The organism is Alkalihalophilus pseudofirmus OF4, from assembly GCF_000005825.2.
Taxonomy (GTDB): domain Bacteria; phylum Bacillota; class Bacilli; order Bacillales; family Bacillaceae_D; genus Alkalihalophilus; species Alkalihalophilus pseudofirmus.
Genome location: NC_013791.2, coordinates 166251 through 183267 on the forward strand (window position 1 = coordinate 166251; position 17017 = coordinate 183267).

Annotated in this window: 11 protein-coding genes, 10 tRNA genes and 2 rRNA genes; 20 read left to right on the forward strand and 3 right to left on the reverse strand. The window is 43.5% G+C overall.

Annotated features, from left to right (window positions below):
- The first annotated feature begins 193 nt into the window (after positions 1–193).
- The 4 genes from BPOF4_RS00880 (at position 194) to BPOF4_RS00895 (ending at position 3602) form a co-directional block, all read left to right on the forward strand.
- A 23S ribosomal RNA gene (locus tag BPOF4_RS00880) occupies positions 194–3133 on the forward strand.
- 183 nt (positions 3134–3316) lie between these two features.
- Positions 3317–3432 (forward strand): 5S ribosomal RNA (rrf, locus tag BPOF4_RS00885).
- A gap of 12 nt (positions 3433–3444) precedes the next feature.
- Positions 3445–3519, forward strand: a tRNA-Asn gene (locus BPOF4_RS00890).
- A gap of 7 nt (positions 3520–3526) precedes the next feature.
- Positions 3527–3602, forward strand: a tRNA-Thr gene (locus tag BPOF4_RS00895).
- Positions 3603–3837: 235 nt separating this feature from the next.
- Here BPOF4_RS00895 and BPOF4_RS00900 read toward each other — a convergent pair.
- A complete protein-coding gene (locus BPOF4_RS00900; protein ID WP_012957182.1) occupies positions 3838–4026 on the reverse strand; it encodes a hypothetical protein in 189 nt (62 codons plus the stop codon).
- Between the two features lie 189 nt (positions 4027–4215).
- On the opposite strand from BPOF4_RS00900, the gene BPOF4_RS00905 reads away from it, so the two are divergent.
- The 8 genes from BPOF4_RS00905 to BPOF4_RS00940 all read left to right on the forward strand — a co-directional run bounded on the left by BPOF4_RS00905 (position 4216) and on the right by BPOF4_RS00940 (position 4943).
- Positions 4216–4290 (forward strand) — tRNA-Glu (locus BPOF4_RS00905).
- A 46-nt stretch (positions 4291–4336) separates the two neighbouring features.
- Positions 4337–4412: transfer RNA gene (locus BPOF4_RS00910), tRNA-Val, on the forward strand.
- Between the two features lie 3 nt (positions 4413–4415).
- Positions 4416–4488: transfer RNA gene (locus BPOF4_RS00915), tRNA-Thr, on the forward strand.
- A gap of 16 nt (positions 4489–4504) precedes the next feature.
- Positions 4505–4589: transfer RNA gene (locus BPOF4_RS00920), tRNA-Tyr, on the forward strand.
- Between the two features lie 7 nt (positions 4590–4596).
- Positions 4597–4671, forward strand: a tRNA-Gln gene (locus tag BPOF4_RS00925).
- Positions 4672–4677: 6 nt separating this feature from the next.
- Positions 4678–4750, forward strand: a tRNA-Lys gene (locus tag BPOF4_RS00930).
- Positions 4751–4785: 35 nt separating this feature from the next.
- Positions 4786–4860: transfer RNA gene (locus BPOF4_RS00935), tRNA-Gly, on the forward strand.
- Positions 4861–4867: 7 nt separating this feature from the next.
- Positions 4868–4943 (forward strand) — tRNA-Ala (locus tag BPOF4_RS00940).
- Positions 4944–4993: 50 nt separating this feature from the next.
- On the opposite strand, the gene BPOF4_RS21460 is transcribed toward BPOF4_RS00940, so the two are convergent.
- Entirely contained in the window at positions 4994–5167 is a 174-nt protein-coding gene (locus BPOF4_RS21460) for an aspartyl-phosphate phosphatase Spo0E family protein (protein WP_012957183.1), read from the reverse strand.
- Positions 5168–5372: 205 nt separating this feature from the next.
- Between BPOF4_RS21460 and sigW the strand changes: the two genes are divergently transcribed.
- The 6 genes from sigW to glmS all read left to right on the forward strand — a co-directional run bounded on the left by sigW (position 5373) and on the right by glmS (position 12594).
- The gene (gene sigW, locus BPOF4_RS00945) at positions 5373–5936 is read left to right on the forward strand and encodes an RNA polymerase sigma factor SigW (protein ID WP_012957184.1); all 564 of its coding nucleotides are present in this window, start codon (positions 5373–5375) and stop codon (positions 5934–5936) included.
- 13 nt (positions 5937–5949) lie between these two features.
- Positions 5950–6600 (forward strand): anti-sigma-W factor RsiW, encoded by a 651-nt coding sequence (gene rsiW, locus BPOF4_RS00950; protein WP_274378525.1) that lies wholly within the window; start codon positions 5950–5952, stop codon positions 6598–6600.
- Between the two features lie 309 nt (positions 6601–6909).
- Positions 6910–7734, forward strand: a complete 825-nt coding sequence (gene cdaA / locus BPOF4_RS00955; protein WP_012957186.1) for a diadenylate cyclase CdaA — start codon at positions 6910–6912, stop codon at positions 7732–7734.
- Positions 7727–8971 carry a CdaR family protein gene (locus BPOF4_RS00960; protein WP_012957187.1) on the forward strand — a complete coding sequence of 415 codons (1245 nt, stop codon included), beginning with the start codon at positions 7727–7729 and terminating at the stop codon, positions 8969–8971. Before cdaA ends, BPOF4_RS00960 begins: the two co-directional genes overlap by 8 nt.
- 26 nt (positions 8972–8997) lie before the next feature.
- Positions 8998–10347: a phosphoglucosamine mutase gene (glmM, locus tag BPOF4_RS00965; RefSeq protein WP_012957188.1), complete on the forward strand. Its 1350-nt coding sequence runs from the start codon at positions 8998–9000 to the stop codon at positions 10345–10347.
- A 444-nt stretch (positions 10348–10791) separates the two neighbouring features.
- Entirely contained in the window at positions 10792–12594 is a 1803-nt protein-coding gene (gene glmS / locus BPOF4_RS00970) for a glutamine--fructose-6-phosphate transaminase (isomerizing) (RefSeq protein ID WP_012957189.1), read from the forward strand.
- Between the two features lie 150 nt (positions 12595–12744).
- Here glmS and katG read toward each other — a convergent pair whose 3' ends face one another.
- The gene (katG, locus tag BPOF4_RS00975; protein WP_012957190.1) at positions 12745–14928 is read right to left on the reverse strand and encodes a catalase/peroxidase HPI; all 2184 of its coding nucleotides are present in this window, start codon (positions 14926–14928) and stop codon (positions 12745–12747) included.
- A gap of 318 nt (positions 14929–15246) precedes the next feature.
- Here katG and BPOF4_RS00980 point away from each other — a divergent pair, with 318 nt between their 5' ends.
- Positions 15247–16446, forward strand: coding sequence for a DHH family phosphoesterase (locus BPOF4_RS00980; RefSeq protein ID WP_012957191.1), 1200 nt, complete (start codon positions 15247–15249; stop codon positions 16444–16446).
- Positions 16447–16516: 70 nt separating this feature from the next.
- On the forward strand, positions 16517–17014 hold the full coding sequence (locus tag BPOF4_RS00985) for a L,D-transpeptidase family protein (RefSeq protein ID WP_012957192.1): 498 nt from the start codon (positions 16517–16519) through the stop codon (positions 17012–17014).
- Positions 17015–17017: the final 3 nt, after the last annotated feature.

Here is a 17017-nt window from a genome sequence, read left to right on the forward strand (position 1 = left end):
CTTTGGATCTTTTGTTCAGTTTTGAAGGAACTATCCTTCAATTAGATACTAATTCTCACCAAGTTGAGTAAGAGTTAGTACTTGGTTCTTTGAAAACTAGATAATGAAATGTAAACATATTTGTTCATCGGTATCTTTTAATAGAGAAGATTGAACGAGCATGTCAAGAATTCAACAACCTTTTTTAAATTTTGGTTAAGTTAGAAAGGGCGCACGGTGAATGCCTTGGCACTAGGAGCCGAAGAAGGACGCGACGAACGGCGAAACGCCTCGGGGAGCTGTAAGTGAGCTTTGATCCGAGGATATCCGAATGGGGGAACCCACTATTCGTAATGGAATAGTACCCATACCTGAATACATAGGGTATGAGGAGGCAGACCTGGGGAACTGAAACATCTAAGTACCCAGAGGAAGAGAAAGCAAATGCGATTACCTGAGTAGCGGCGAGCGAAACGGTATCAGCCCAAACCAAGAGGCTTGCCTCTTGGGGTTGTAGGACACTCTATACGGAGTTACAAAGAAATAGGATAGGCGAAGCGATCTGGAAAGGTCCGCGACACAAGGTAACAGCCCTGTAGTCGAAATTCTATTTCCTCCTGAGTGGATCCTGAGTACGGCGGGACACGTGAAACCCCGTCGGAATCCGGGAGGACCATCTCCCAAGGCTAAATACTCCCTAGTGACCGATAGTGAACCAGTACCGTGAGGGAAAGGTGAAAAGCACCCCGGAAGGGGAGTGAAACAGATCCTGAAACCGTGTGCCTACAACTAGTTGGAGCCCGTTAATGGGTGACAGCGTGCCTTTTGTAGAATGAACCGGCGAGTTACGATGTCGTGCAAGGTTAAGCTGATAAGGCGGAGCCGTAGCGAAAGCGAGTCTGAATAGGGCGAATGAGTACGCCGTCGTAGACCCGAAACCGTGTGATCTACCCATGTCCAGGGTGAAGTTCAGGTAACACTGAATGGAGGCCCGAACCCACGCATGTTGAAAAATGCGGGGATGAGGTGTGGGTAGGGGTGAAATGCCAATCGAACTCGGAAATAGCTGGTTCTCCCCGAAATAGCTTTAGGGCTAGCCTCGAGGTTGAGAGTTTTGGAGGTAGAGCACTGATTGGACTAGGGGTCCCCACAGGATTACCGAATTCAGTCAAACTCCGAATGCCAAAAACTTTTACTCGGGAGTCAGACTGCGAGTGCTAAGATCCGTAGTCAAGAGGGAAACAGCCCAGACCATCAGCTAAGGTCCCAAAGTATACGTTAAGTGGAAAAGGATGTGGAGTTGCCCAGACAACCAGGATGTTGGCTTAGAAGCAGCCACCATTTAAAGAGTGCGTAATAGCTCACTGGTCGAGTGACTCTGCGCCGAAAATGTACCGGGGCTAAACGTATCACCGAAGCTATGGATTGACACCTTAGGTGTCAGTGGTAGGGGAGCGTTCTAAGTGCAGCGAAGTCAGATCGTGAGGACTGGTGGAGCGCTTAGAAGTGAGAATGCCGGTATGAGTAGCGAAAAGAGGGGTGAGAATCCCCTCCGTCGAAAGCCCAAGGTTTCCTGAGGAAGGCTCGTCCGCTCAGGGTAAGTCGGGACCTAAGCCGAGGCTGAAAAGCGTAGGCGATGGACAACAGGTTGAAATTCCTGTACCACCTCCTCACCGTTTGAGTAATGGGGGGACGCAGTAAGGTAGGGTAAGCGCACTGATGGATATGTGCGTCCAAGCAATTAGGCTGAGAAGTAGGCAAATCCGCTTCTCGCGAAGGCTGAGTTGTGATGGCGAGGGAAATGTAGTACCGAAGTTCCTGATCCTCCACTGCCAAGAAAAGCCTCTAGCGAGGTGAGAGGTGCCCGTACCGCAAACCGACACAGGTAGGCGAGAAGAGAATTCTAAGACGCTCGGGAGAACTCTCGTTAAGGAACTCGGCAAAATGACCCCGTAACTTCGGGAGAAGGGGTGCTCTGGTAGGGTGTATGCCCGAGAGAGCCGCAGTGAAAAGATCCAAGCGACTGTTTAGCAAAAACACAGGTCTCTGCGAAGCCGCAAGGCGAAGTATAGGGGCTGACACCTGCCCGGTGCTGGAAGGTTAAGAGGAGGGGTTATCCCTTACGGGAGAAGCTCTGAATTGAAGCCCCAGTAAACGGCGGCCGTAACTATAACGGTCCTAAGGTAGCGAAATTCCTTGTCGGGTAAGTTCCGACCCGCACGAATGGTGTAACGACTTGGATACTGTCTCAACGAGAGACCCGGTGAAATTATAGTACCTGTGAAGATGCAGGTTACCCGCGACAGGACGGAAAGACCCCATGGAGCTTTACTGTAGCTTGATATTGGATGTTGGTACAGTTTGTACAGGATAGGTAGGAGCCTTGGAAGTCGGAGCGCCAGCTTCGATGGAGGCGTCGGTGGGATACTACCCTGACTGTGCTGACATTCTAACCTCGAGCCGTGATCCGGTTCAGGGACAGTGTCAGGTGGGCAGTTTGACTGGGGCGGTCGCCTCCTAAACAGTAACGGAGGCGCCCAAAGGTTCCCTCAGAATGGTTGGAAATCATTCGTAGAGTGCAAAGGCAAAAGGGAGCTTGACTGCGAGACCTACAAGTCGAGCAGGGACGAAAGTCGGGCTTAGTGATCCGGTGGTTCCGCATGGAAGGGCCATCGCTCAACGGATAAAAGCTACCCTGGGGATAACAGGCTTATCTCCCCCAAGAGTCCACATCGACGGGGAGGTTTGGCACCTCGATGTCGGCTCATCGCATCCTGGGGCTGAAGTAGGTCCCAAGGGTTGGGCTGTTCGCCCATTAAAGCGGTACGCGAGCTGGGTTCAGAACGTCGTGAGACAGTTCGGTCCCTATCCGTCGCGGGCGTAGGAAATTTGAGAGGAGCTGTCCTTAGTACGAGAGGACCGGGATGGACACACCGCTGGTGTACCAGTTGTTCCGCCAGGAGCATCGCTGGGTAGCTACGTGTGGACGGGATAAGTGCTGAAAGCATCTAAGCATGAAGCCCCCCTCAAGATGAGATTTCCCATGGAGTTAATCCAGTAAGACCCCTTAGAGATGATGAGGTTGATAGGTCTGGTGTGGAAGCATGGCGACATGTGGAGCTGACAGATACTAATCGGTCGAGGACTTATCCAAATTATTCTTGACATATGTTTACACATTATCTAGTTTTGAGAGAACCATCTCAAACATTTACAAAGAGGATCGAACATATCGAGGAAGCGACGAAGTGAATGCCCGGAGCGTATCAAGCATACGTGAGGACATGAATGAGGAAGCTGACGAAGAAATGTGAAGATCATCTGAAGTAAATCATAGTCTGGTGGCGATAGCAAAGAGGTCACACCCGTTCCCATGCCGAACACGGTCGTTAAGCTCTTTTGCGCCGATGGTAGTTGGGGGCTTCCCCCTGTGAGAGTAGGACGTTGCCAGGCATTTTTTTACGTTCCACAGTAGCTCAGTGGTAGAGCAATCGGCTGTTAACCGATCGGTCGTAGGTTCGAGTCCTACCTGTGGAGCCATTTTTATGCTTCCATAGCTCAGCAGGTAGAGCACTACCATGGTAAGGTAGGGGTCAGCGGTTCGAATCCGCTTGGAAGCTCCAGAGAGACTTTATCTTATATCTATAGATCAAACCAGCCTGGTGAGGTTGGTTTTTTATTTGTAGAAAAGTATATTTTCACTCTTAATCTTAATATAGTCAACTCAATACAGTAGTTTCTAAAGTCTATAAATTAAAAATAAGCTCCCATTCAGGATTTTGCTCCTGAGAGAGCTTTTTTAGTGAAATGGGGTTGCTAGCAGGTAAGTAGTAGTTATTGACCAATAAGAGGGCCTCTCTATCGCGTTGAACGGCTTTTTAGCTCTTCAGCAGTTAAACCTGTAACAGTTCGCACAAGCTGCAAGTCAATTCCATAATCAATCATTCTTTCAGCCACTTCTAGCCTTGTTTCATTTCTAGCTTGATTTTTAACATATTGAAACTTTTTAATTAAATCCGCCTGCAGCATTTCTTGATCTAGATTCATTAAGATCACTCCATTACGTATGCTATTTATTATAGTATAGCGAATATGCGTTCGTATAATCAATCGTTTTTACAGTAGAATTAAAAAAAGAAAAAAATCTATAAAAAAATGTACAAAAGGGGTTGTCATCGAAAAGAATATTGGATATAATACTTTTTGTCAGCAAGAAACGACACATTCTGAAACAATGGCCCGTTGGTCAAGCGGTTAAGACACCGCCCTTTCACGGCGGTAACACGGGTTCGAATCCCGTACGGGTCACCATTAATTTTATATCATACATAAATGACTTACTTTTAAGACAAGCTATGGAGGATTAGCTCAGCTGGGAGAGCACCTGCCTTACAAGCAGGGGGTCGGCGGTTCGAGCCCGTCATCCTCCACCATATGCCGGTCTAGCTCAATTGGTAGAGCAACTGACTTGTAATCAGTAGGTTGGGGGTTCAAGTCCTCTGGCCGGCACTCTTATTAGTTAAGTGGAGGGGTAGCGAAGTGGCTAAACGCGGCGGACTGTAAATCCGCTCCCTCCGGGTTCGGCGGTTCGAATCCGTCCCCCTCCACCATTTATGTTGGGCTATCGCCAAGCGGTAAGGCAACGGATTTTGATTCCGTCATGCGTAGGTTCGAATCCTGCTAGCCCAGCCATTTTTAGAGCCATTAGCTCAGTTGGTAGAGCATCTGACTTTTAATCAGAGGGTCGAAGGTTCGAGTCCTTCATGGCTCATTTTTATATCGTTCATCTTCCTAAGGTGAACTGATGCGGAAGTAGTTCAGTGGTAGAACACCACCTTGCCAAGGTGGGGGTCGCGAGTTCGAATCTCGTCTTCCGCTCCATACATACGGGGCCTTAGCTCAGCTGGGAGAGCGCCTGCCTTGCACGCAGGAGGTCAGCGGTTCGATCCCGCTAGGCTCCACCAAACTTACATATTTCAACCCTTAGCCTGCCAGCTAAGGGTTTTTTATTGTTTTATTCTTCTTTTAATAACAAATCATATTCGTTCAGTAATTCATCTAAATGTTGACTTTGCCAAACAATCAATTCTGAATGCAAGGGCATTGTCTGTGCAAGTTCATTCAATTTATGTCTAGCTGCTTCAATTTGATAAAGAAGATCGTTGTGTGAGCATGTCATCATAAGCATATTTTACACCCTCCTAACGGAAATAACTGGTTATTATTTGAATACCCATTATTATCAAATTAAAACATCATTAGGAAGTAGCTTCTATTTTTTTATGATAAAATAATAGAAGCAAAGAAAAAATGAAATAATACCTAATGAATGAAACCTAATAATAAATCCAAACGTATATCACTATAGATTGAATATAAGCAGGGGATAAATAATGGAAGCGATTGTGAAACGAATCATCCTAGAAATAAAACAAGGTGATGAGCAAGCATTTGCAGAGTTGGTAGAGTTATATAAAGACAAAGTATATCAAGTAGCATATCGTATGGTTGGTAACGCTCATGAAGCACAAGATGTCGCTCAAGAGGCTTTTCTCCGTGCTTATACTAATCTCGATCGTTTCGATACGAATCGTAAGTTCTCAACATGGATTTTCCGCATTGCTACAAATGTGGCGATTGACCGTTTGAGAAAAAAGAAGCCTGATTTCTATTTGCAAGATCAAGTTCAAGGGTCTCGGGATCTAACCTATGAAAGTCAATTAGCAGCAAGTGATGATCTTCCTGAAGAACAAATTGTCACCGCTGAAATGCAGGAGTGGGTTCAAGGTGAAATTAATAGGCTGCCTGTTAAATATCGAACAGCTATCATATTGAAATATTTAGAAGACCTCTCATTAAAGGAGATTAGTGAGATTTTGGATCTGCCTGTATCTACTGTGAAGACTCGCATACACCGTGGCAGAGAAGCGCTAAGAAAGCGAATGCGTCATTTGTAGAAAGGAGGACTTAATGATGAAATGTGAACAAAGCTATGAGCAATTAATTCATAAATACTTAGACGGTGAAGCCACTTCAACAGAGAGACAAACGTTAGAAAAACACCTTAATGAATGTCCTCATTGCATGCTGCATGTTCGTGAATTAAAGAAGGCTATTGCCTTTGTCCAAAGTGCCTCCCATATTGAAGCACCTAAAGATTTTACAGCAAATGTGATGGCTGACCTGCCTCAAAAGAAAACCACATCAAAAACCAAATCTACTTGGAAGCGGTGGATGAAGAACCACCCTATTCTTGTAGCGGCTGCTGTATTTATTTTACTCATGTCAACAAGTATCTCTACTTTATGGCAAGGGAACAATAATGATCAAATTAGCTTTACAGGCTCAGGGAATGTTCAGATTGATCATGAAAGTGGACGTGTCATTGTTCCCGAGGGAGAAGTGATTGATGGCGATCTTGTCATTCGAAATGGAGAGTTAGTGGTGGAAGGTGAGGTGCGGGGCAATATCTTATTAGTGAACAGCCAACCTTATTTAGCTTCTGCCGGTAGTGTTTCAGGAGAAATTGATGAAGTAGACCAAGTGCTTGATTGGGTATGGTATCACACGAAAACTTTCTTCAATGAAGTTCTCTCAATTATTCAACGAGACGAGCAATAGTAAGGCCTGATAACTGAGCTCCGATAAGGGGCTTTTTTTAATGACCTTTATTAATAATCTTTTCTAATTGAGCGAGAAACGGGTCTAAAAAGAAATAATGAATGTATGGTATAATGATACAGTTGAGTGAAATGGCTTCATGAAATGGCTTCATGAAATGACTTCAATGAGTTATTGCTTATATTGAAGACAATTCGTTTTGAATGAATAAAAGTTGTGTAAAATGACTAATACCTACAAAATTATGTATAGATTACGGGTAAACAATGAAAGTAGTAGTTGAATGCTAATGGTTTGGAGGAAAGTGCCATGTTCCCATTCGAGGATTATACGTGGCTCAATTATATTGGGCAGGTTGTAGATATTTTACTTGTCACATACGTTGTGTACAAGCTCATTATGATCATACGCGGCACACGAGCAGTACAGCTTGTTAAAGGGATAACCGTTATCCTCGTTGTATGGTTTATAAGTAGATTTTTTGGCCTTAGAACGCTTGAATTCCTCATGTCTCAAACCTTAACTTATGGTTTGTTAGCGATTATTATCATCTTCCAGCCGGAGTTGAGACGTGCGCTTGAACAACTGGGCCGAGGACGCTTTTTCTCAAGCAGAACACCACCAGAAGATGATTCTACGAAAAAATCAATTGAAGGCATCGTAAAGGCTTCTGTTTATATGGGGAAACGTCGCATTGGAGCGTTAATGTCTGTTGAACGAGAGACGGGGATGTCTGATTATGTGGAAACAGGTATTTCAATGGACGCTCACTTAACATCAGAGCTATTGATCAACACCTTTATCCCGAATACTCCTCTGCATGACGGGGCTGTTATTATTAAAGGAGATAAGATATTGGCTGCAGGTTGTTATCTTCCTTTATCTGAGAATCCATTTATCTCAAAAGAACTTGGGACGCGTCATAGGGCAGCGCTTGGAGTCAGTGAGGTTACAGATTGTCTAACGATCATTGTCTCTGAAGAAACGGGTGCGATTTCATTAACTAAAAATAGTGAATTGCACAGAGATCTAGATGAAGAACAATTAAGGTTATTGCTAGAAAATAATCTGTTAACAGAAAGCAAGCAGCAAACATCTTCTCGCTGGAAGTGGGGAGGGAAGAAGAATGGATAAACTATTTAACAGTCATTGGTTTGTAAAAATTATTTCCTTCTTTATTGCTTTGATGTTATTTGCGATGGTGAATATGGATGATTTGACCAGCCAGCCTGGCATATTGCCATCCTTAAGTGATAGAACTTCAACGCTTGAAGAAGTGGAAGTTTCTGTTTTATATGATGAAGAGAATTTTGCAATTGTCGATCAAACAGAGCATGTTCAGGTGAAATTAAGCGGCTCTCAAAGTGCAATCGCATTTTTTCAGCTGATGAGACCGACATATGAGGTTTTTGTAGATGTTACAGAGAGACAAGAAGGAGTACATACACTAAGCATTCAACATAGAGGGTTTCCGGGTGATTTATCCGTTTCTATTGTCCCTCAATTTGCTAGAGTGGAGCTCCAAGAAAAGCAAACCGTGTCTATCCCGGTTGATGTAGAGCTTGTCAATACTGACGGGGTAAAGGAAGGCTATTCAGTAGGCACGCCGATGGTTTCTCCTGTTAATGTCACAGTGACAGCAGCGAGGGAAGTAGCTGCTGAAGTAGCAGATGCTAAAGCTTATGTAGATGTGACAGACGCAGATAAAATGCTTGAGGAAGCCGTACCGGTTAAACTGTATGACAGCAGCGGAAATGAGCTTCACTTAGATGTAGAACCAGGTATTGTTGATGTAAGGGTGCCTGTCACAAGCCCTAATAAAAGTGTGCCGATTAAAGTCTCACGCGAAGGCGAGCTTGAAGAAGGCTTAAGTATCGAGTCAGTAAACGTTGAACCAAAAGAAGCGGTTATCTACGGTCCCTTTGATGTGATCGAGTCGATAAATGTGTTAGAAGGATTAACGATTGACCTTGATGAAATAACAGAAAGCGAAACTTTCACAATGGAGCTTCCTGTACCAGCAGGAGTGCAGACGATTGATCCTGAAGTGGTGGAAGTGACTGTGAATGTAGCCGAAGAAGAATCTAGACAATGGTCAGATGTATCGATTGAAATGATTGGTGCGAGCGACGAAACAGATGTCCGTTTCAATGAAGGAGAGGATGATACCCTGTCTATTATTGCTCACGGAGCAGAAACGAATCTCGACCAATTTTCTGTAGATGATATTCAAGTCTATATTGATGTTAGCGGCTTAAGTGAAGGGGAGCATTCCGTTCCTATTCAAATTAACGGCCCACAAAATATTCGGTTTAGTGTGAGTAAAACAAATGTAGAGGTAATCGTCTCAGACCAATCAGAATCTGAGTGATGATAGCTGAAGGAGAGAGTTAAAACATGGGTAAATATTTTGGTACAGATGGTGTAAGAGGAGTTGCAAATAAGGATTTAACGCCTGAGCTTGCATTTAAGTTAGGGAGAATGGGTGGTTATGTCTTAACTAAGCAAACAGATAAACCGCGTGTGGTCATTGGACGTGATACGCGGATTTCAGGTGAAATGCTTGAGAGCGCATTAGTTGCCGGACTCTTGTCTATTGGTGCAGAAGTTATGCGTTTAGGTGTTATTTCAACTCCTGGGGTTGCTTATTTGACAAAGGCGTTAAGCGCTGATGCGGGTGTAATGATTTCAGCTTCCCACAATCCAGTGCCTGATAACGGCATCAAATTCTTTGGTCCAGATGGCTTTAAATTGTTAGATGAGCAAGAAAAAGAAATTGAAGACCTTATTGACCAGACAGAAGATGCCCTGCCGCGTCCTGTGGGCGATGCTGTCGGTCAAGTAAATGATTATTTTGAAGGCGGACAGAAATACATTCAGTTCTTAAAGCAAACAGTTCAAGACGATTTTTCTGGCATCCATATTGCGCTTGATTGTGCAAACGGGGCAGCATCGTCTCTTGCACCGCATTTATTCGCAGATCTTGAAGCGGATATTTCAACAATGGGTACCTCGCCAAACGGTATAAACATTAATGAAGACTGTGGTTCCACTCACCCAGAACACCTTGCAGAGCTTGTAGTAGAAAAGGGAGCACAAGTAGGACTGGCATTTGATGGAGATGCTGATCGTCTGATTGCAATTGATGAAAACGGGCAGATCGTTGATGGGGATCACATTATGTTTATCTGTGCGAAGTTCATGAAGGAGCAAGGCTGGCTTAATCACGGAACCGTCGTATCAACAGTAATGAGTAACCTTGGCTTCTACAAAGGCTTAGAAGAGGCTGGTATTGATACGAAGCAAACTGGTGTTGGTGATCGCTATGTGATGGAGGAAATGAGAAAGGGAGGCTACAACTTAGGTGGTGAGCAATCCGGACATATTATTTTCCTAGATCATATTACAACAGGTGATGGGATGTTATCAGCGCTTCAGCTGGTTAATATCATGAAAGTAACGGGCAAGAAGCTGTCTGAGCTGGCAAGTGAGATGGAAACATTCCCTCAAACGCTTGTAAATGTTCGTGTGACGGATAAGCATGCCGTAACGGATAATGAGAAGGTTCGTGCATCTATTGAAGCAGTAGAGGCAGATATGGCAGGAGAAGGACGTGTTCTTGTACGACCATCAGGAACGGAGCCGCTTGTCCGCGTGATGGTAGAGGCTAAAACAGAAGAAAAATGTGAACAATATGTAACAGAAATTGCTAAGGTCGTTGAAGCAGAAATGGGCTTGGCTGAGTAAAGATTATGCATGAGAGGTGAACCAAATCCACTTCTCATGCATATTTTTTTAGTATTGCAAGGTTCTCTCACTCTTTCATCTAATCTTCTAAAAATCTTCTAAAATAAGGTGTAAAAATCTTACCAATGATTGACGTTCATACATCAATCTTGTATGATAATGTTTGTATTTATAACGAGGAGGGTAGAGGTATTTTGGTAGAAATAAAAAGCGCCTGAACTACACATGGACGGAAATCTGTGTAGTTGACGAGGAGAGGGTTTATCGATTGTTCGGCGGATGCCCTCCGGTTGTAGCATGACAGCCGTTAAGTTTCTGTAAAAAACAAAGGGGTGACTCTTTGCACAAAATCAGAAACAGCATGCCACAATAATTAAAATGAAAAGAGTGGGGGCAAGTATGCCCTCTAGGTTTCTTGCCCCTGACTTCAGGAGGTAATTTATTATGTGTGGTATTGTTGGATATATTGGTACAGAAGATGCAAAAGAAATCCTATTACGTGGACTTGAAAAGCTTGAATACCGAGGCTATGACTCAGCTGGTATTGCTGTCGCAAATGGTAATGGAGTTCATGTATTTAAAGAAAAAGGGCGTATTGCTTCATTACGTGATGTAGTTGATACAACTGTAGACGGAACGGTAGGAATTGGTCATACACGTTGGGCAACGCATGGTGTACCGAGCAAGGTAAACGCTCACCCGCATCAAAGTACAACAGAACGCTATACGCTTGTTCACAACGGTGTTATTGAGAATTATGAACAGCTTAAGCGTGAGCATCTAACAAATGTAGAACTTAAAAGTGATACGGATACAGAAATCATTGTTCAATTAGTAGAGAAGTTTACAGCTGAAGGAAAATCAATTGAAGATGCTTTCCGTCAGACGCTGTCTTTATTAAAAGGTTCGTATGCGATTGCTCTTCTTGATAACGAAGATACTGACACTGTATATGTAGGGAAGAATAAGAGCCCGTTGCTAATTGGAGTTGGCGATGAAGTAAACGTTATTGCATCTGATGCGATGGCTATGCTTCAAGTAACGAATCAGTTTGTTGAAATCATGGATGAGGAAATTGTTATTGTGACACGTGAGAGTATTACAATCAAAACTCTTGATGGCACAGTCATGACACGTGAGCCTTACACAGCAGAGCTTGATGCAAGTGACATTGAAAAAGGAACATATCCTCACTTCATGTTAAAAGAAATTGATGAGCAGCCATTTGTTATCCGTAACATCATTCAAAAATATCAAAACGAAGACGGCTCTGTACGCCTTGATGACGACATTCGTGCGGCTATGAAGGGTTCAGATCGTATTTACATTATTGCAGCAGGAACGAGCTACAACGCTGGTCTTGTTGGAAAGCAATTAATTGAAAAAATTGCACAACGTCCGGTAGAGGTTCATATTGCAAGTGAATTCTTGTACAACATGCCTTTACTATCAGACAACCCACTCTTTATTTTCATCTCGCAAAGTGGTGAGACAGCTGACCTTCGCGGAGTATTAGTTGACGTGAAGAAACGCGGCCACAAGGCATTAACGATTACAAACGTACCAGGTTCAACGCTTTCTCGTGAAGCTGACTTTACGCTTCACACGTATGCGGGACCTGAAATTGCCGTTGCATCAACAAAAGCTTATACAGCTCAAATGGCTGTGTTAACATTGCTTGCTGTTGATACGGCAAAAGCAAAAGGAATCGAGCTTGACTTTGATCCATTACAAGAGCTTGCGATTGTTGCAAATGCAATGGAGACTCTTACGAACCAAAAAGAGCAGTTCGAACAAATTGCACGTGATTATTTAACAATCACTCGCAACTGCTTCTTTATCGGCCGTGCGGTAGACTTTTATGTAGGATTAGAAGGCTCCCTGAAGCTGAAGGAAATCTCATACATTCAAGCAGAAGGCTTTGCTGGCGGGGAGCTTAAGCATGGTACGATTGCCCTTATTGAAGACGGCACACCGGTTATTGCTCTAGCGACTCAAAAGCACGTAAGCCTAAGCATCCGCGGGAATGTAAAAGAAGTAGCAGCACGTGGTGCGAATGCATGCATTATCAGTATGGAAGGTATGGAAGAAGAAGGCGATGCATTTGTACTTCCAGCGGTGCACGAGTATCTAACGCCGCTTGCAGCCGTTATTCCAATGCAGCTGATTTCTTACTATGCAGCCCTTCACCGTGATTGTGATGTAGATAAACCTCGTAACCTTGCGAAAAGTGTTACTGTAGAGTAGTAGAAGAATAAATAATCAGATCACCCCTTTGGTTTTAATCCAAAGGGGTTTCTTATTGTAGGAAAAGAGACTGCAAAAAAACACCTTACATGGCTTCTGGCCTGAACTTTCAGACCAGAAAGCCTATAAAGTGTTTTATTTAATGATATTTTATTTCTTCACATCAAATCGATCTGCATCCATTACTTTCACCCATGCCGTGATAAAGTCACGAACAAATTTTTCTTGGCTGTCATCTTGTGCGTATACTTCAGCTAGGGCACGCAGGATTGAGTGAGAACCAAATACGAGGTCTACTCTTGTAGCAGTACGTTTGAGTTCACCTGATTTGCGGTCATATCCTTCATACACACCGCCATCTACTGGCTTCCACTCAAGTCCCATATCAAGCAGGTTAACGAAGAAGTCGTTTGTTAACGTACCGACACGATCTGTAAATACTCCGTGCTGTGTATCGCCGTGGTTCGCGCCTAATACACGCATCCCGCCAATTAAAACCGTCATCTCAGCAGCTGTTAAATCAAGCAGCTGTGCTTTATCAACAAGAAACTCCTCTGGCTTGATGCTGTATTCTTTCTTCTGGTAGTTCCTGAACCCATCTGATACAGGCTCTAACACTTCAAAGTTCTCCGCATCTGTTTGCTCTTCCGTTGCATCGCCACGACCTGGAGTAAACGGAACCTCAACATCAAAGCCGGCATCTTTTGCTGCTTTTTCAACCGCCGCACTACCACCTAGTACAATTAAATCAGCCAGGCTGACTTTTTTATCTAGGCTGCTTTGAATCTCTTCATAAACGTTTAATACTTTAGAAAGCTTTTCAGGCTCATTCGCTTCCCAATCTTTTTGCGGAGCAAGTCGGATGCGTGCACCATTTGCACCGCCGCGTTTATCAGAATTACGGAAGGTTGAAGCTGAAGCCCAAGCCGTTTTAACAAGCTCGCTTACAGTTAGTTCAGATGCTAAGATCTTCTCTTTAAGCTCTTTAATTTCTGCAGCAGACAACTCGTAGTCAACTTTTGGAATAGGGTCCTGCCAAATAAATTCTTCTTCTGGCACTTCTGGACCTAGATATCTGTCACGAGGCCCCATATCACGATGAAGCAGTTTAAACCAAGCACGAGCAAATGCATCAGCAAACTCGTCTGGATTCTTGTGGAAGCGACGAGAGATTTTCTCGTATTCCGGATCCATACGCATTGCCATGTCTGCTGTCGTCATCATCGTTGGAACCTTTTTAGATGGATCATCAACTTCAGGTGCTAGATGATCTTCATCTGGATTAATCGGCGCCCATTGATAAGCTCCGGCAGGGCTCTTAGTCAGCTCCCACTCATAGCCAAACAGCATATCAAAATAACTCATATCCCATTTTGTTGGAGTAGGGGTCCAGGCACCTTCAATTCCACTTGTAATCGTGAAAGCACCATGGCCAACTTCATGTGTGCTCTTCCAGCCGAAGCCTTGGTGTTCAATTAAAGCTCCCTCTGGTTCTTCTGTTACATGAGAAGGGTCACCTGCGCCATGCGCTTTACCGAATGTATGTCCGCCTGCAGTCAGTGCAACCGTTTCTTCATCATTCATTCCCATTCGTTTAAACGTATCACGAATATCGCGCGCACTTCCAAGCGGGTCAGGCTCTCCATCTGGCCCTTCTGGATTAACATAGATCAAGCCCATTTGAACAGCAGCAAGCGGATTTTCTAAATCACGCTCACCTGAATAGCGGTTATTACCGAGCCATTCATTTTCAGGTCCCCAGTTCACATCTTCTTCTGGATGCCAGATGTCTTCACGACCTCCGCCAAAACCGATCGTTTTTCCACCCATTGATTCAATTGCTACATTACCTGTGAAAACGAGCAGGTCTGCCCAAGAAAGCTTATTTCCATACTTTTGTTTAATCGGCCATAAAAGCCTGCGAGCTTTGTCCAAGTTTCCGTTATCAGGCCAGCTGTTAAGAGGAGCAAAGCGCTGCGAGCCGCTTCCGCCGCCGCCGCGTCCATCCACTGTACGATATGTACCAGCTGCATGCCACGACATACGAATAAAGAACGGACCATAATGACCGTAATCTGCAGGCCACCAATCCTGGCTGTCTGTCATGAGGTTAAGAAGATCTTTTTTCAGGGCATCGTAATCAAGCTTTTTGAATTCCTCTGCATAATTAAAGTCCGCACCAAGCGGGTTTGTCTTTGTATCATGTTGATGAAGCACATTCAAGTCAAGCTGATTTGGCCACCAATCCTTGTTTTTAGTTCCTCTAGATGGTTTGTCGCCGTTCTCGCCTGTAAAAGGGCACTTTCCTGCATTCTCATTGTTTTGCGTGTCCATTCGTATTTCCCCTTTCTGTAGTAAAGAATGTGAAGAAAACGATCTGTCTTAAAAGTGCAAAGACAATATCGATTATTACATTATAATTATAATAAATAATAACCTGAATAAAAAGCAATACGCATCGATGTCCCAAAAAACAATCGAAGCGAGTGACTTATACCTAGTTCATTCTAAAGTCAGGTTATGGATTCCTGCATGTTTAACAAAAGTTCAAAAATTCCTGGATACTTATCATATTATTTACAGTTTCTTTATTTAAATTCACCATAAATTCTAGATGCCTCGTACATACTAATGGTGCGAGGAGGGTTATGAATGTACCGATTATACACACACAACGATTTAGATGGGATAGGATGCGGGATTGTAGCAAAGCTTGCTTTTGGTGATCAGGTTAAGATTTTTTATAATTCTGTTCAGAGTCTAGACAGGCAGATTGAACGTTTCTTTGAAGAGAAAAAAGAGACAGAACAGCTTATTATTAGTGATTTGTCTATAAATGAAGAGAATACAAAGAGGGTGGAGGAGTATGTACAAAAAGGAGGGAATGCCGTACTAATTGATCATCATAAGACAGCTCTTCACTTTAACGAGTATGACTGGGCGAAAGTAGAAGTAGAATATGAGGACGGACGGCTTACCTCGGCAACTTCTCTATTGTATGAGTATTTATGTGAGCAGCAATTATTAGAGCCAAAACCCGCAATTGATCAATTTGTTGATCTTGTCAGGCAATGGGATACGTGGGAATGGGATGAAAATGAGACAGTCGATGCTAAACGTTTAAATGATTTGTTTTTTATGATCTCGATGGATGAATTTGAAGAGAGAATGGTCACCCGTTTAAAAGAAAATAATGCGTTCTCCTTTGATGAATTTGAAGGAAAACTACTAGCGATGGAAGAAACAAAAATTGAGCGTTATATACGCCGGAAGCGACGTGAAATGGTCCAGACATTTGTCGGTAAACATTGTACAGGCATTGTTTATGCAGAGTCGTATCATTCAGAGCTAGGGAATGAACTTGGTAAGGAAAGTCCGCACCTTGATTATATTACGATATTAAATGCAGGAGGCCGGAAGATCAGCTTTAGAACGATTCATGATGATATCGACGTTTCTGAAGTGGCTAAAAAGTTTGACGGCGGGGGTCATGCAAAAGCCTCTGGATGTCAATTAACGAACGAAGCCTTTCAATTGTTTGTGACCAAGCCTTTTGCTCTTGCTCCCTTACGAATGGATGCCAGCCGCAATTATTTGAATCACAAGGAATCACAAAATGGCAGTTTATATGCCAGCCCTGATGACATACAATACTTTATCTATCCAACAAAAGAGAATCGGTGGGTTGTTGATTCTAAGGATAAAGTGGTAGACAGTTTTAATTCGTTTGAGAAAGCGGAGCGTTTTATTAAGCGTAAATATGCTGCTTGGCTTCTGCCTGATGACCAGTTTGTAGAATATCTTGCAAAGCGTGTGATTAAGCAAAAACAAAAAGAAAGTCAGAAGCATTGAATTAAATAGAACTAAATATGAACCTCTTGCTCATAAGATGTAGTAATACTTATTAGGCAGGAGGTTTTTTATGTATCAGCATATTGTACTCCCAGGAGAAACGTTGTTTTCCATTTCTGAAGATTATCGCACGCCATATCAAGCAATCCTTGCGGCCAATCAAATCCCCAATCCAAATATGATTTATGTCGGCCAGCCGATTGTTATTCCTGGAATTCCTGACCCTGCGTTAATACCGTATTTCATTGATGTATCCATCTCTAATAGAACCCTCTCTTTATATGAAAATGAACAGCTGCAGAAGGTGTACCCTATTGCAGTAGGACGCATGCTTTATGATACTCCTGTTGGCGAATTTATTATTGTAAATCGTGAGCCAAACCCAGGCGGACCGTTTGGCACCCTTTGGCTGTCCTTATCTAAGAAAAGTTACGGCATTCACGGGACCAATGATCCATCCTCAATCGGCCATGCCGTGTCGAAAGGGTGTATTCGAATGTTTAACCAAGATGTAGAAGAGCTTGGCAGTATTGTGCCGAACGGGACTAGAGTAAGAATTCGTCCTTAAAAA

Coding starts and splice junctions, on each gene's coding strand:
- BPOF4_RS00900 (WP_012957182.1), bottom strand. CDS start 4,026: ATGAATCTAGATCAAGAAATGCTGCAGGCGGATTTAATTAAAAAGTTT.
- BPOF4_RS21460 (WP_012957183.1), bottom strand. CDS start 5,167: ATGCTTATGATGACATGCTCACACAACGATCTTCTTTATCAAATTGAA.
- sigW (WP_012957184.1), top strand. CDS start 5,373: ATGGAAGCGATTGTGAAACGAATCATCCTAGAAATAAAACAAGGTGAT.
- rsiW (WP_274378525.1), top strand. CDS start 5,950: ATGATGAAATGTGAACAAAGCTATGAGCAATTAATTCATAAATACTTA.
- cdaA (WP_012957186.1), top strand. CDS start 6,910: ATGTTCCCATTCGAGGATTATACGTGGCTCAATTATATTGGGCAGGTT.
- BPOF4_RS00960 (WP_012957187.1), top strand. CDS start 7,727: ATGGATAAACTATTTAACAGTCATTGGTTTGTAAAAATTATTTCCTTC.
- glmM (WP_012957188.1), top strand. CDS start 8,998: ATGGGTAAATATTTTGGTACAGATGGTGTAAGAGGAGTTGCAAATAAG.
- glmS (WP_012957189.1), top strand. CDS start 10,792: ATGTGTGGTATTGTTGGATATATTGGTACAGAAGATGCAAAAGAAATC.
- katG (WP_012957190.1), bottom strand. CDS start 14,928: ATGGACACGCAAAACAATGAGAATGCAGGAAAGTGCCCTTTTACAGGC.
- BPOF4_RS00980 (WP_012957191.1), top strand. CDS start 15,247: ATGTACCGATTATACACACACAACGATTTAGATGGGATAGGATGCGGG.
- BPOF4_RS00985 (WP_012957192.1), top strand. CDS start 16,517: ATGTATCAGCATATTGTACTCCCAGGAGAAACGTTGTTTTCCATTTCT.